The following is a 14,757-nucleotide window of genomic DNA, read 5'->3' as shown; positions in this document are numbered from 1 at the left end:
GAGATGCGTATCGTATTAAGCGGCGGAGGCACGGGTGGACATATCTATCCTGCGCTCGCTGTTGCTAGGCAAATGGAGTTGGAAGATAGCAAATCTACCTTCCTGTATATAGGTGGATCGCGTGGCTTAGAGAGTAAGCTTGTTCCACAAGAAAATATCCCTTTCAAATCTATTGACATCACCGGTTTTCGGCGCAAGCTGTCCATAGACAACGTCAAGACCGTGATGCGTTTCTTGAAGGGTGTTAAGGCTTCCAAAGAGATGTTAAGAGAATTCAAGCCAGATGTTGTGATTGGAACAGGCGGTTATGTATGTGGTCCGGTTGTTTATGCTGCATCCCGGTTAGGTATTCCTACTTTGATCCATGAACAAAATGCTATACCAGGTTTAACTAATCGCTTTTTGAGTCGATATGCGAGTACGGTTGCCGTAAGTTTTGAAGGCACAGAGTCCTCTTTTCCGGGGAGCAAGCATGTGATTTATACTGGTAACCCACGTGCTACAACAGTTACTACAGCAAGTCCGCAACGAGGATTCGCATCGCTGGGTATTTCGGATGGCAGTACTGTAGTTTTGGTAGTTGGAGGCAGCCAGGGAGCTAAGGCTATTAATAGAGCCATGATTGAAATGGCCCCATTAGTGGGTAAGGGTAATGGTGTTCATTATGTGTATGTTACTGGTGAACCCTATTTTGAAGAGACCCGGGTGGAATTGCGTCAAAAGCTGGGTAGCTTACCAAACTGGTTGCATGTCCTTCCTTATGTTCATAATATGCCAGAGGTGTTGGCTTGTACCTCTTTGATCGTTAATCGGGCTGGAGCATCTTTTCTCGCTGAGATTACAGCGCTGGGTATTCCCTCTGTACTCATTCCTTCTCCTAACGTGACTAACAACCATCAGGAAGCGAATGCAAGACAGCTGGAACGTGAGGGTGCTGCTGTGGTGCTGCTTGAGAAAGATTTAAACGGCACGGCTCTTTATGAGGTGGTTCAAAAAATCATCGGAGCAGACGAAGTGCGTGAGCAGATGTCCGCGGCTTCCAAGCGACTCGGCAAAAGAGATTCTGCAGCAGTGATCACAAGCGAGCTCCGAAGACTTACAGGTAAGAAGTCTTAAGAAATCCTCTTTTTCTATATGGGTTTTCCTTATTGGCAGCTCTCTGTCACACACTTGGAGGAACGAACATAGGATAATCCTATAATCGTGACAATCACCCAGGACACTTCCAAACCTGAGATGTAGTGCAGGATATTCTTGAAATATAAGAAAGTATAAGTTTCACGTTATACATTATCCTTATATTTCTCGCTTAAACGCCTATCGTCCTTATAAAGGACGCCGAAGACGTTTATACTTGTACATTTCATATGAGCTTTTAACGGAAGTGTTTGTGGTGGGTGAGCGGTAATCTCGGAGGTGATACATTGGACAAATTGGTGATTGAGGGTGGAAATCCCCTGTCAGGCACCATTCGTATCCATGGAGCAAAAAATGCGGCGCTGCCGATTCTAGCGGCAAGCCTGCTGGCCGAAGGAGTTCACTCACTGCATAATGTGCCGAAGCTGCTGGACATCGAGACTATGCTAGACATCCTAGATCGGCTGGGCTGCAGGTGCGTGCATCAAGAGGATACGGTGACGATAGATACGTCTGCCGTCGGGACATCTCATATCCCTGAGGATTTAATGCGGCAGATGAGATCTTCTATTTTTCTAATGGGACCGCTGTTATCCAGATTTGGAGAGGTAACGATCTATCAGCCAGGGGGCTGTGCAATCGGAGAGCGTAAAATCGATCTTCATCTACAAGGGCTTAAGGCGCTTGGTGCGGAGATCGAAGAGAGCAATGGACGAATATTCTGTCGAGGCTCTAAGCTTATAGGGAGTGATATTCATCTCGACTATCCAAGTGTAGGGGCAACGGAGAATATTATGATGGCTGCCGCAAAGGCAGAGGGTACAACAACGATATCGGGGGCAGCGAGAGAGCCGGAGATACAGGACTTGCAGCAATTTTTGAATAGTATGGGTGCTCAGATTATAGGTGCAGGTACGGACACCATTACGATTCAAGGTGTTAAGAACCTGTATCCCTGTACGTACGAGGTGATACCTGACCGGATTGTGGCTGGAACCGTAATGATTGCGGCGGCGGCTACACGGGGGAATGTGACTTTGACACATGCCAACGCGGGGCATCTGACTTCGCTTATTCATGTGCTCAAGCGGGCTGGTGTTCAAATCACAGTGTGCAATGATATAATTAATGTCAGTTGTATGGGGCGCCCGCGTGCTGTTGAGAGAATTGTGACTTCTCCTTATCCTTCTTTCCCAACAGATCTGCAATCTCAGGTCATGGTGCTGTTGTCTCTTGCCGATGGCTTCAGTGTAATCAAAGAGACGGTGTTTGAGGGACGATTCAAGCATGTTGAAGAAATGGCTCGGATGGGCGCTGATATTTCTATCGACTTGAATCGTGCGTTTATACGCGGTGTTCAGAGATTGTATGGTGCTACTGTGGAAGCTACTGATTTGCGGGCTGGTGCTGCTCTGGTCATTGCTGGTCTTGCTGCACAAGGGACTACAGTCGTTGAGCAAGCACACCACATTGACCGTGGGTATGATGGAATAGAGATGCTGTTTCAGAAGCTTGGCGCGCGTATAAGCCGCAAGGTACCCATACCGGATCCACTTGATTTGGCCAATTAAAGCTCCCTGTCTCCTTCAGTTCTAGCTAGGAAGGAGACAGGGCCTTATTACGGAGATATGAGAATGACAACAACCCGATTACCTCTTCTTAAAGAGGACAAGCCTAAGAAAAAAATGAGCCGTAAAATTACGGCGATCCTGCTGCTATTGTTCACTGCACTTCTTGCTGTGATTTTTTTCAGATCGTCTATTAGTCACATTACAGTGATAGATTTTCAGGGAAGCAAGTATTCTACTAGTGAAGAATTACTCTCGCAAAGTGGAATTCATATAGGTGGACAATTCTTTGCTGTTTCTACGAAGGATGTGGAACAATCTCTGTTAGAGCTTAAGACGGTTAAGAATGTGACCGTAAAGAAGGATTTCCCCGGGGTAATCACAGTGAAGATTGAAGAATTTCCTGCGGTGGCCTATGAACTGGAACAGGGGGGCGTCTTAAAGGCGATTCTGTCGAGTGGGGCAGCGGTGTCTATTAATGAGACTGGTATTGCTGTAGAGAAGCCTATATTAACTAACTGGGATCCAGCCGATCCTAATAAGGCTATCCTATGTCAAACGCTAGGAAGTATTGCTAATGAGTTGACAAGTGATATTTCTGAGATTGTTCCCTCACCAACTTTGTCATTTCCAGACCGTATCAAGCTCTATACAAGATCCCGTTTCGAGGTGATTACATCTATCTCTTTATTGAAGAGTAAAGTGTCCTATTTGAATCAGGTAATAGAGACCAAGGAGCCTGGACTTATCACGATGCTGGAAGCCGACTCGTATGTTCCTTTTCAGGTCGAAAGTGAGGAGCAAAAGGGCGATGAGCAAAAAGATGTGCAAGAGTAGAGTAGAGGTCAATAGTCCCTACTAATAGAGTTAAAAAAATGCTACAATCGGATTTACGGGCAAGAAGCTATATCCCTCTTTTTTCTTCGATTTTTTTGAAATATAATGCTTTATGTGGTTGTAAATGTTCAAATAACCAAAAAAAGGCTTATATTTCTTGTGATATTTGTCATTCTTATAAAAAATTATGATTAACTATTCACATTAAGGGATGTTGGAATATTATTCCGTTCAAAAAATTTGTAGAAAAAAGAGGGAAAGGGTTAGGTATGTTGAATATGTACAGAGAAGTTTCCCGGGACAGGGATAAGGTTATGCAAATTATTTCGATTATAACAGGAGGTGCCATAGGACTTGAGCAACAATGACATCATTGTTAGTTTGGACATCGGTACATCCAAAGTTCGGGCAATAATTGGGGAAGTTACCAATGGAACCTTTAATATTATTGGCGTTGGATCTGCTGATTCGGAAGGAATACGTAAAGGCGCGATTGTAGATATCGACCAAACTGTGCAATCGATCAAAAGTGCTATAGATCATGCAGAGCAAATGGTGGGTATTCAAATATCAGAGGTTTATGTAGGCATTTCCGGTAATCATATTGGCCTGCAATCCAGCCACGGTGTCGTGGCCGTTCAGAATGAGGATCGTGAAATCGGTGAGGATGATATCGATCGCGTTATTAAAGCTGCGGAAGTCATCGCAATGCCTCCGGAGCGAGAAGTGATTGATGTTGTTCCTAAACAATTTATCGTCGATGGTCTCGAAGGTATTCAGGACCCGCGCGGGATGATTGGCGTTCGTCTTGAAGTTGACGCAACCATCATTACGGGTGCTAAGACGCCAATACATAATCTACTACGCTGTGTTGAGAAATCAGGACTGAAAGTGAAGGATCTTGTGCTGATGTCTCTTGGAGCTGGTGGATTGGCGCTATCCAAGGACGAGAAATCGATGGGATCTGTTCTGGTTGATATCGGTGCCGGGTCGACAACGATCGCCATATACGAAGAAAGTTCCCTTTGTGCAACCTCCACGATTCCGATCGGAGGAGAATTTGTAACTAATGACATTGCATACGGACTACGTACACTTACTGATCAAGCGGAGAAAGTAAAGCTGAAGTATGGTTGCGCATGGATTGACGATGCAGCTTCTGACGTTGTCTTCAAAGTGCTGCGCATTGGCAGTAACGTGGAGAAGGAATTTAACCAAGAGGATTTAGCGGCAATTATCGAGCCACGGGTGCAAGAAATCTTCCATCTGATTAAACAGGAAGTGAAACGGCTTGGTTACAGTGAACTGCCTGGAGGTTATATACTAACGGGTGGAACTGTCTCGATGCCTGGCGTATTAAAAGCGGCTCAGACTGAGCTGGCCGCATCTGTACGCATCGCTGTACCGGATTATATCGGTGTGCGGGACCCTGGGTTTACCGGAGGTGTCGGTATCCTGCATAATGTTGTCCGTAGCTTCCGTGGAAGAAGTAGTGGCGGAAGCAGCAACAAAAAGACGGTCAACCGGAGTAAGCAGAACGCTGCTCCAAATCAGGAAACGGTTCATAAGACCGGGTTTGTCGAGCGTCTAAAGAACATGTTCAGCGAGTTTATATAAGTGTAAGTCCAGATATACTTGGACTGGCCATCCAAGCACATTGAGGGGGAGATGGAACAATATGTTAGAATTTGATTTTGAAATGGAGAGCTTGGCGCAAATAAAAGTCATCGGCGTGGGCGGCGGCGGTAGTAATGCTGTCAACCGGATGATTGAAAATGGCGTTCAGGGTGTAGAATTTATTACGGTTAATACAGACGCCCAAGCGTTGCATATGGCCAAATCGGAGCACAAGCTGCAAATCGGGGACAAGCTGACCCGCGGGTTGGGTGCAGGAGCTAATCCTGAAGTCGGTAAGAAGGCAGCGGAAGAATCCCGTGACTTAATCTCTAATACCCTTAAGGGCGCAGATATGGTGTTTGTTACTGCAGGGATGGGTGGCGGTACTGGAACAGGTGCAGCACCAGTTATAGCTGAAATTGCTAGAGAGTGTGGAGCCTTGACTGTGGGTGTAGTTACTCGCCCGTTCACTTTTGAAGGAAGAAAACGATATAATCAGGCAATGCTTGGAATCGAAGCTTTGAAAGAAAAAGTCGATACGCTAATCGTCATTCCAAATGACCGTTTGCTTGAGATCGTTGATAAGAAAACACCGATGTTGGAAGCTTTCCGTGAAGCAGATAATGTTCTCCGGCAGGCTGTTCAAGGTATCTCTGACCTAATTAAGGTTCCTGGTCTGATTAACCTTGACTTTGCGGATGTAAAGACGATTATGACAGAGCGCGGTTCAGCGCTTATGGGTATTGGTATTGCAAATGGTGAGAACCGTGCGTCTGAAGCAGCACGTAAAGCCATTATGAGCCCACTCTTGGAAACGTCTATTGAAGGCGCCCGCGGCGTAATCATGAACATTACGGGAGGATCCAACCTCTCTCTATATGAAGTTAATGAAGCGGCTGAGATCGTTACATCCGCGTCTGATCCTGAAGTGAATATGATCTTTGGTGCGATTATTGATGAAGGCCTGAAGGATGATATCAAAGTAACAGTAATTGCTACTGGCTTTGAACATAAACCATCGCCTGAAACTCCAGGACGTCGTCCAGTCTCGACGAATAACGAGCCTGCGGCAGCACCGGATAAGAGTTCAGCTAATTTACGTCCTTTCGGCAATCAGAGTTCTTCTGATCAGCTCGATATTCCGACGTTCCTGCGTAATCGGACTCGGGGCAACAACGATTAATTAAAAAGTATTAAGATTATACGAGAACACCGTATCGCTTAGCTGATTAGCTATGGCGGTACGGTGTTTTTTGCATACATGTAAGTAAGGATCGATCAAGAGAGTCAACAGCATGGTGTGGCTCACAGATGTTCATGGTTGGCTAAACGTTAACGATAACTGGAAACCGCCAAGCGCCGTCCGGTGGCGAATCCTGCCAATCTGCAGCTTTTCTTGCACCAGAAAATGATTTCTAGCCAAAAGTAAGGATAAAGCTATATATTTGCAGTTTTAAAGAATTTCCATAAAGAAGGAATAAATCCTCACGCGCTATAACTCGACAAAAAAACCGCAAGAATGCCCCCCAAGTTTAGACAGACTTTGAATGCGAGACTTTCTATACTAATCATATCGTCCAAAAAACAGAGCCTGATCCATTTTGGCTACAGGATAGATTCCGCCATTAAGCAGGTGAATGCACTGGTTGTTTATATTGACTTGATATTCGCCGCCAATCTAGTGATCGACGGAATTCTTTTGTGGCTGACAGGCTGGATGGTTAAGCTGAGAATCTCATGGTGGCGTTTAATCCTCTCAGCACTTGTTGGCGCACTGTATGTGGTGATGATGTTTGTACCGGAACTGTCTTTCATGTATACCTTCCTTATTAAGTTTGGATTGTCGGTGGTTATGCTATGGATTGCCTTTGGTTTTGGGAGTCTGCAAAGCTACCTTCGCACTATGGGAGCTTTCTATATTATCAATTTTGCAGCTGCGGGTGGGATCGTTGGTATTCACTATTTGTTGCAGAGCTCCAGCGAGATTTGGAATGGTATTATGTTCACCGCTTCAGGAGGGCATGCTTACGGCTTAAAGATCGGCTTCTGGTTTGTCATTGCGGTATTTCCCCTGGTGTTAATCTGCTTCAAGGCAGTGCAATCTTCACGAATCAGAAGGGAGCAGCTTGAAACCTATATCGGTGAGGTGGTTGTTGAAATTGATGGGGTAAGTGTTTCCTGTCCTGGCCTGTTAGACACAGGTAACCGGCTCTGTGACCCTTTGACTCGCATTCCGGTGATGGTGATGGAATCGACGCTATGGGAGGGGCATCTGCCTGCTACATGGAAAGGGAGACTCACTCAGGATGGTGCGGACAGACTTTTGCTAGAAACGGACGGGCAGTCGTTCGCTTGGCAGGATAGGATGCGGCTAGTACCTTATAGGGGGATTAACCGAGGGTCATCATTTATGCTCGCACTGAAGCCGGACCTTGTGACAATAAAGCTTGGTGAAGATACCTTTTATAGTAAAAGAGTTTTAATTGGGCTGGATGGCGGGACACTGTCTGGAGATGGGGCCTATCGGGCGATCATTCATCCGGATTTAACTCAAAGAGAGAGCACTACTGATGCAGCACTACCTTCCTAATCTTAAAATCTAGCTGAGCTAAACTTTTGAGGGCTGAAAGCGGGAATTGAAAGCTTCATATGCGAACCGTGTACTTCTTGGAGGAGGAACAATAATGATCAAATGGAAAATTGCTCTGCAGCTGCAATATTACCGCATGCTGTTTCTACTGGGGCTGAAGAGTCAGGAAATCTATTATATTGGCGGGAGCGAGGCTCTTCCTCCACCGCTGACACGGGAAGAAGAAGAGTATCTGCTTCAGCGGCTATCCAGCGGTGATGCAGCTGTTCGTGCGATGCTGATTGAGCGTAACCTGCGCCTCGTAGTATATATCGCTCGCAAATTTGAGAATACCGGAATCAATATTGAAGACCTGGTTTCGATAGGGGCTATCGGATTAATCAAGGCGGTGAACACATTTGATCCCGAGAAAAAAATAAAACTAGCTACGTATGCATCTCGCTGCATAGAGAATGAAATTTTGATGTATTTGCGGCGTAATAGTAAGACACGGAGTGAGGTTTCTTTTGATGAACCTCTTAATATTGATTGGGATGGTAATGAGCTGCTGCTCTCAGACGTATTAGGAACTGAAAATGATACCATTTACCGAAACATTGAAGAACAGGTCGATCGCAAGCTGCTGCAGAAGGCGCTGGAAAAGCTGAGCGAACGAGAAAGACTCATTATGGAGCTGCGATTCGGACTGCGTGGAGGCGAAGAAAAGACACAAAAAGATGTGGCGGATCTGCTTGGTATTTCCCAATCTTACATTTCTCGTCTGGAGAAACGAATTATTAAGCGGCTACGTAAGGAGTTTAACAAGATGGTGTAGGGTGAAATTAGCAAGGAATAAAATGGCCAGCCCGGGAGATAATGTACAGTAATGTTTCTCCTTGGGAGGTAAATCATCATGACCCGAAATAAAGTCGAGATTTGCGGTGTGGATACTGCTAAGCTGCCTGTTCTAACGAACGTGGAAATGCGGCAACTGTTCACTTCGCTGCAGCAGCAGGGCGAGCGATCCGCCAGAGAGAAATTGGTAAATGGTAATCTTAGGCTCGTTCTAAGTGTTATCCAGAGGTTTAATAACAGGGGAGAATTTGTTGACGATTTGTTTCAGGTGGGCTGCATCGGTCTGATGAAAGCCATCGATAATTTCGATTTATCACAAAACGTTAAGTTCTCCACATATGCGGTTCCGATGATTATTGGTGAGATCCGCCGCTACTTGCGTGATAACAACCCAATACGAGTATCGCGTTCACTCAGAGACATTGCTTACAAGGCGCTGCAGGTACGCGATAGTCTGACCAATCAGAATTCGCGGGAACCGACGATATTCGAAATTTCTGAAGCGCTTGGTGTACCGAAGGAAGATGTAGTGTTTGCCCTTGATGCTATTCAGGATCCAGTGTCCTTATTCGAACCGATCTATCATGACGGTGGCGATCCTATTTATGTAATGGACCAGATTAGCGATGATAAGAATAAGGATGTGTCGTGGATCGAAGAAATCGCCTTACGTGAAGCGATGCGAAAGCTAGGTCAGCGGGAGAAACGAATTTTATCCATGCGGTTTTTCGAAGGAAAGACTCAAATGGAGGTCGCAGATGAGATTGGTATCTCACAGGCACAGGTCTCACGCCTAGAGAAATCTGCGATTCAGCAAATGCAAAAGCATGTGAAGTCTTAAATCGTCTGAAATGAGGAGATATCTAGAATCCGTTTAAGGATTCTAGGTGATCTCCTCTTTTTATGGTTTCAGGAAGTATATACTTGTGGGGATTTTTCATGCATGTGGCCAAGCTTTCATAACATATATTGGACTGTAGGTCTGATTGTACAGGGGTGGTGAAATGAACGAGGATTATGTAGGATCAGCTAAAAAAATGAAAATCTCTGATTTTCAGACTAAGGACGTTATTAACATTGTGGACGGTAAGCGGCTGGGCCAAATCAGCGACTTGGAGCTTGATTTACGCCGAGGTGTTATTGATGCCATCGTAATTCCCGGATACACTCGGTTTATGGGATTGTTCGGAGGTGGAACAGATCTGATTATTCCATGGCGAAATATTGTCAAAATCGGGTCTGATGTAGTGCTTGTGAAGATTGAGGAATCAAGAATGCCTCAAGGGCAGGACGAGCGGGAGACGATGTATCTGGAACGAGGGGAACGAGGGGACCGAAGCGAACGGCGCACTTATTAATTAGGTGCGTTTTTTGTTTTTTTATAAAAAGATTCGAAATGACATAGCTTAAAAAGTTAATAAATTGAGCTTTCTAGCTTAATCGGCATTTTGTGGGGGTATTTACATGTGGTACACTAAGGCGGAGGTGAGGAAATGGAACCGTTTGTGCAGGGAAAGGAAACACTTATGCTGCTCCATCTGGAGCCTTGGCGTGTGAAGCATAAAGAAATTACAGCAGGTTTTACCGGTAGACAGGGAGGGGCTAGCAAAGAGCCTTATGACAGCCTGAATTGTGCATTTCATGTTGGGGATGCTCCAGATGATGTTTTAAAGAATCGTAGGGCACTTGCTGAAGCGCTTGATTTCAAGCCGGAAGCTTGGACCTGTGGAGAACAAACCCATGGAGCAGAAATAGCAGTGGTAAGGGAAGCTGATCGTGGTCGTGGGCAAAAGGATAGAGCCTCGGCATTTCAGGCAACGGATGGTTTACTTACGGATGTACCGGGAGTTTTGCTGACTTCTTTTTATGCGGATTGTGTGCCTCTTTACTTTTATGATCCAGTGAATCAAGTCGTCGGTCTTGCGCATGCCGGTTGGAAGGGAACTGTGGCCCAGATTGCAGCCGCCATGGTGAGTAAAATGGAGAACATTTACGGAAGCCATCTACAGGACATTATCGCAGCGATCGGACCGTCCATTGGCGACTGCTGTTATGAGGTGGATGATTATGTGATGGAGCATGTTCGTCAATTGGAGGATGAGCTGAGCAAGCTGACAGAAACAACTGACACTGTGGGGCTATACAGAACATCTGACACAGATAAGAACAAATACATGCTAAACTTGAAAGAAATGAATCGACGCATTATGATTAAAGCAGGAATCTTGCCGACTCATATCGAATGTACATCTTGGTGTACAAGCTGTAATCAGGATTTGTTCTTTTCTTATCGTAAAGAAAATGGGGTTACAGGTAGGATGACGAGCTGGATCGGAATAAAGGAGAGTTGAAAGTTGGCTTTAACACTGCAGGAGAGAATTGCTGAGGTAGAGGAACGTGTAGCACGTGCCTGCGCGGCAAGCGGCCGGGATCGAAATGACGTCAAGGTAATTGCGGTGACGAAATATGTTTCTCTGGAAATGGTGTCCTCCGTATTGGAGGCAGGCCTTGAGCATATTGCCGAGAGTCGCTGGCAGGATGCTGAGCACAAATGGAAGGTTTTAGGGGAGCAAGGGACATGGCATTTTATCGGGCATTTGCAAACCAATAAGGTTAAAGACGTTATTGGCAAGTTTCAATATATACACTCTTTGGACCGGATATCCCTGGCACAAGAATTACACAAAAAGGCGATTGCCGCAGATCAAGAAGTGAATGTCTTTCTTCAAGTGAACATCTCTGGAGAAGATACGAAATTTGGTCTGTCGCCTGAGGCAGTACCTGGATTTTTACGTGAAATTGCTAGTCTCGACCGTGTAAAAGTAATTGGACTAATGACAATGGCGCCTTTAGAAGGTGATCCGGAGCTTACCCGTCCTGTATTTCGCGGACTTCGTGAGCTGCGCGATGAGCTCAATCAACTTGCTTTGACACCTGAGCCGATTACGGAGCTATCGATGGGAATGTCGAATGATTTTGAGGTAGCGATACAGGAAGGAGCTACCTGGGTACGCCTGGGTACGGTGTTAGTAGGCCATTAGGAGGGATCGTGATGAGCGTTATGAACCGATTTATGAGTTTTTTGGGCTTGCAGGAGGAAGAAGAAGTTGTGGAGCGGGAGCAAATCCACGAAGAGGATGAGTATGAGCCAGCCCCTGTCGAAACCCGCAAAAATCAAAGGGGCAACGTTGTCAGTATCCATTCGCAGAAGAATGTAAAAGTTGTACTTTATGAGCCACGTTCGTACGATGAGGCTCAGGAAATTGCGGACCATCTCCGTTCTCACCGGACGGTAGTGATCAATCTTCAGCGTGTTCGCAATGATCAAGCGATGAGAATTATTGACTTTTTAAGTGGAACTGTTTATGCCCTTGGGGGAGGAATCTCTAAAATTGGGGGCAATATATTTATGTGCACGCCAGATACCGTTGAAATTCAAGGTGCTATCACGGAAATCCTCGGTGACGATCCAGAATATAACAGAATGAGGTGAATGAGCTTTGCTCCAAATTGATTCCATTATTGATATGCTTTTCAATATTTATTTTTACATGATTATTTTCTATGTACTGATGTCGTGGTTGCCAAACGTTCGTGATAATTTTATTGGTGAACTGCTAAGCAAGCTTGTTGAACCGTATTTAACACCATTTCGTCGGTTTATTCCGCCACTCTTCGGTACGCTTGATATTTCCCCGATCATTGCACTACTCGTCTTGGAATTTGCGGCAGGTGGACTCAAATCCATTTTGCACTTAATTTTTTAGGCAGAAGTGATGAAGACGGAAGTTTACGGGCATTTTCATCCCGATGAAAGACAATTTGTGGACAAGGCTTGGGAATGGGTTACCCATGCCGGAGAATATCATGAGACGAAACTGACCGAATTTCTAGACCCGCGCCAAGGCTTTATTCTGCAAAGTCTCGTCAACCGCCATCCTGATGTAATTGTCACATGGGAGGGGGGGCATGCAGAGGCAGAACGAAAGCGAGCGCTCGTTGCTCCCGATTATCGTGATTTGGATCAAGAGGATATGGAGCTGAAGGTTCTTGCGATAACCTCTGGTGAACAGAAGTTTCTGGCGCTTGAGCATGGGGACTACATGGGTGCTATTCTAGGACTCGGAGTAAAACGCGGTAAAATCGGGGACATTCATGTTCTGGATGATGGCTGTCATGTGGTGGTAGCTGCAGATATTGCGGATTATTTAGCTATGAATTTAACCGGAGTACACCGGATACAGGTGAGTACGGAGGTATTGCCACTTTCTTCCTTGCGTAATAGTGAGGTGAAGCTGGAAATGATGGATTTGACTGTAGCGTCCCTACGATTGGATGGCATTGCCGCAGATGTAACACGGCTTAGCCGCAGCAAAATTCTTGCTCCCATCAAGGCTGGACGCGTTCGGGTAAATTGGAAAGTGGAGGAAGACCCTTCCTGCGGACTTAAAGATGGTGACATGGTATCTATTCAAGGATTCGGTCGTTTCAAGGTTTTAGAAGTCGGTAGTTTGACGAAAAAGGGCCGATACCGTGTTCAGGTTGGTAAATTTGTGTGAATCCCTTGCAGGAATCCGGCTTTACTTGTCGAAATTGATTATTTCGAGGGAATCAAACATTTTTAAAGCAGGACGCCGATATTTTATAGAAGAGGCGAACCATGAATGGCAGTTGGATCGTCGATATATATCCTCTGCCTTTACTTGAAGTACAGTCTTTCTTCTTTGTCTGCTGCACAGGTATGGTTCAGAGACTTAGAAGGTCCGAAATTTCTAGGAGGTGCACAGCATGCCATTAACACCGCTCGATATACATAACAAGGAGTTCTCTCGGAGACTTCGCGGTTATGATGAGGACGAGGTCAACGAATTTCTGGATCAAGTAATTAAAGATTACGAAAGTGTTATCCGTGAGAACAAAGAGCTGCAGAATCAGCTTTTGTCCATTCAAGAGCGTTTGGATCATTTTGTAAACATTGAAGAGAGTTTATCGAAGACGATCTTAGTCGCTCAGGAAGCGGCAGATGATGTGAAGAACAACTCCAAGAAGGAATCGCAGCTTATTATCAAGGAAGCGGAAAAGAACGCAGATCGGATTATTAACGAAGCGTTATCCAAATCCCGTAAAGTTGCTATTGAGACTGAAGAGTTGCGCAAGCAAGCTTCAATCTATCGTACTCGTTTCCGGACATTGGTGGAAGCTCAGCTGGAGCTGTTGTCACAGGATGACTGGAATGCCTTGGAGAGTCGTGAGGCGAGCGAGAACGTAACTTTTAAGGATGATGTTCTACATCGTATCTAATCATTGTGATGAATGCTGATTTGGTTTGTGAGTAGGAAGGATTTTGGACTTTTATAATTTCAAACCAGAATTGGCTAAATAGAGGGAGCTATTCCCTCTATTTTTATTTTCCGTTAAAATCGATCATAATAAAGGATCTTCCGCCATCGCAGGTATGCTCCTATTTGCAGATTTGGCAAGCGGTTGTTGACATTTAGACTCAAAAAGTCTATAAATAGAACATATCTGTATAATGTTTATATGTATTCGATGACGGGACAAGTACGACAAGGTAACGTTCTCCAGAGAGTCGGCGATTGCTGAGAGCCGATTGTTCGAACCCTGCCGGAAGATCTTCCCCTAGAAGTTAAGCTGAAGCGTTGATCGTGCGTAAGCTTAGCCGTCTGCCGGACGTTACACCGGACCTGTGCATGAGATTTACGCGCGGGACTGAGATTGTGCTGAATACACTCCCCTTAAGGATGTGCTCATGCGCAGAATTAGGGTGGTATCGCGAGCGTCGTCTCGCCCCTTTGGGGGTGGGATGACGCTTATTTTGTTGTTCCGGGGCGGGCCATCCCCCTAAATCCCCCTTGCTAAGGGGGACCCCAAGGGCTGCCGCCCTCTGGACACCCGCAAAGTAAAGCCTCGTGCAAATGGGTACGGTGGTGGAAGCGAACGGACTCATGTGGCTGAAGGAGCGGCCCTTCTTAGGCTCCCCTGGCGGGTTCGCCTGCGGGGCCTTCACGGCAAAAGCGGTGAGCGACCAGCTGCGCAAGATCGCGAATTGGCCCCCCGAGCCCCTGCTGCCCTGCGGGATCGCGGCTCGGGTGCCAAGAACAAAAGCACGTGCGACCAGCTGTGCAAGGTCGCTCAGAGACTAAATCATGAAAG

Annotated in this window: 15 protein-coding genes and 1 other annotated feature; all 15 genes read left to right on the top strand. The window is 45.8% G+C overall.

Annotation, left to right across the window (positions count from 1 at the left end):
* Positions 1 to 3: 3 nt before the first annotated feature.
* The 15 genes from murG to R50345_RS22350 all read left to right on the top strand — a co-directional run bounded on the left by murG (position 4) and on the right by R50345_RS22350 (position 13,884).
* Positions 4 to 1,116 carry an undecaprenyldiphospho-muramoylpentapeptide beta-N-acetylglucosaminyltransferase gene (murG, locus tag R50345_RS22420; protein ID WP_042130236.1) on the top strand — a complete coding sequence of 371 codons (1,113 nt, stop codon included), beginning with the start codon at positions 4 to 6 and terminating at the stop codon, positions 1,114 to 1,116.
* A 308-nt stretch (positions 1,117 to 1,424) separates the two neighbouring features.
* The gene (gene murA / locus R50345_RS22415) at positions 1,425 to 2,708 is read left to right on the top strand and encodes a UDP-N-acetylglucosamine 1-carboxyvinyltransferase (protein ID WP_042130234.1); all 1,284 of its coding nucleotides are present in this window, start codon (positions 1,425 to 1,427) and stop codon (positions 2,706 to 2,708) included.
* A 63-nt stretch (positions 2,709 to 2,771) separates the two neighbouring features.
* Positions 2,772 to 3,542 carry a cell division protein FtsQ/DivIB gene (locus R50345_RS22410; protein ID WP_042130232.1) on the top strand — a complete coding sequence of 257 codons (771 nt, stop codon included), beginning with the start codon at positions 2,772 to 2,774 and terminating at the stop codon, positions 3,540 to 3,542.
* 354 nt (positions 3,543 to 3,896) lie between these two features.
* Positions 3,897 to 5,159, top strand: a complete 1,263-nt coding sequence (gene ftsA, locus R50345_RS22405) for a cell division protein FtsA (protein ID WP_042130230.1) — start codon at positions 3,897 to 3,899, stop codon at positions 5,157 to 5,159.
* Between the two features lie 61 nt (positions 5,160 to 5,220).
* Positions 5,221 to 6,342: a cell division protein FtsZ gene (gene ftsZ / locus R50345_RS22400; RefSeq protein WP_042130228.1), complete on the top strand. Its 1,122-nt coding sequence runs from the start codon at positions 5,221 to 5,223 to the stop codon at positions 6,340 to 6,342.
* A 459-nt stretch (positions 6,343 to 6,801) separates the two neighbouring features.
* Entirely contained in the window at positions 6,802 to 7,749 is a 948-nt protein-coding gene (spoIIGA, locus tag R50345_RS22395) for a sigma-E processing peptidase SpoIIGA (protein ID WP_042132391.1), read from the top strand.
* 94 nt (positions 7,750 to 7,843) lie between these two features.
* Positions 7,844 to 8,563, top strand: a complete 720-nt coding sequence (gene sigE / locus R50345_RS22390; protein ID WP_375103692.1) for an RNA polymerase sporulation sigma factor SigE — start codon at positions 7,844 to 7,846, stop codon at positions 8,561 to 8,563.
* Between the two features lie 78 nt (positions 8,564 to 8,641).
* Complete coding sequence (gene sigG / locus R50345_RS22385) at positions 8,642 to 9,424, top strand: RNA polymerase sporulation sigma factor SigG (RefSeq protein WP_036683631.1); 783 nt, start codon at positions 8,642 to 8,644, stop codon at positions 9,422 to 9,424.
* Positions 9,425 to 9,587: 163 nt separating this feature from the next.
* Entirely contained in the window at positions 9,588 to 9,941 is a 354-nt protein-coding gene (locus R50345_RS22380) for a YlmC/YmxH family sporulation protein (protein ID WP_042130223.1), read from the top strand.
* 135 nt (positions 9,942 to 10,076) lie between these two features.
* Positions 10,077 to 10,934, top strand: a complete 858-nt coding sequence (gene pgeF, locus R50345_RS22375; protein WP_042130222.1) for a peptidoglycan editing factor PgeF — start codon at positions 10,077 to 10,079, stop codon at positions 10,932 to 10,934.
* 3 nt (positions 10,935 to 10,937) lie between these two features.
* Positions 10,938 to 11,624, top strand: a complete 687-nt coding sequence (locus R50345_RS22370; RefSeq protein WP_042130220.1) for a YggS family pyridoxal phosphate-dependent enzyme — start codon at positions 10,938 to 10,940, stop codon at positions 11,622 to 11,624.
* A gap of 11 nt (positions 11,625 to 11,635) precedes the next feature.
* Positions 11,636 to 12,076, top strand: coding sequence for a cell division protein SepF (locus R50345_RS22365; RefSeq protein WP_042130218.1), 441 nt, complete (start codon positions 11,636 to 11,638; stop codon positions 12,074 to 12,076).
* A gap of 34 nt (positions 12,077 to 12,110) precedes the next feature.
* Complete coding sequence (locus tag R50345_RS22360; protein ID WP_042132388.1) at positions 12,111 to 12,350, top strand: YggT family protein; 240 nt, start codon at positions 12,111 to 12,113, stop codon at positions 12,348 to 12,350.
* 9 nt (positions 12,351 to 12,359) lie between these two features.
* Positions 12,360 to 13,142 (top strand): YlmH family RNA-binding protein, encoded by a 783-nt coding sequence (locus tag R50345_RS22355; RefSeq protein ID WP_042130217.1) that lies wholly within the window; start codon positions 12,360 to 12,362, stop codon positions 13,140 to 13,142.
* Between the two features lie 229 nt (positions 13,143 to 13,371).
* On the top strand, positions 13,372 to 13,884 hold the full coding sequence (locus R50345_RS22350; RefSeq protein ID WP_042130215.1) for a DivIVA domain-containing protein: 513 nt from the start codon (positions 13,372 to 13,374) through the stop codon (positions 13,882 to 13,884).
* A 240-nt stretch (positions 13,885 to 14,124) separates the two neighbouring features.
* Positions 14,125 to 14,399, top strand: a binding site (T-box leader).
* The last annotated feature ends 358 nt before the right edge of the window (positions 14,400 to 14,757 follow it).

Origin of the sequence: Paenibacillus sp. FSL R5-0345, from assembly GCF_000758585.1 — a bacterium.
In the GTDB taxonomy this organism is placed as follows: Bacteria; Bacillota; Bacilli; order Paenibacillales; family Paenibacillaceae; genus Paenibacillus_AQ.
This window is presented reverse-complemented; position numbering and strand designations above follow the sequence as displayed.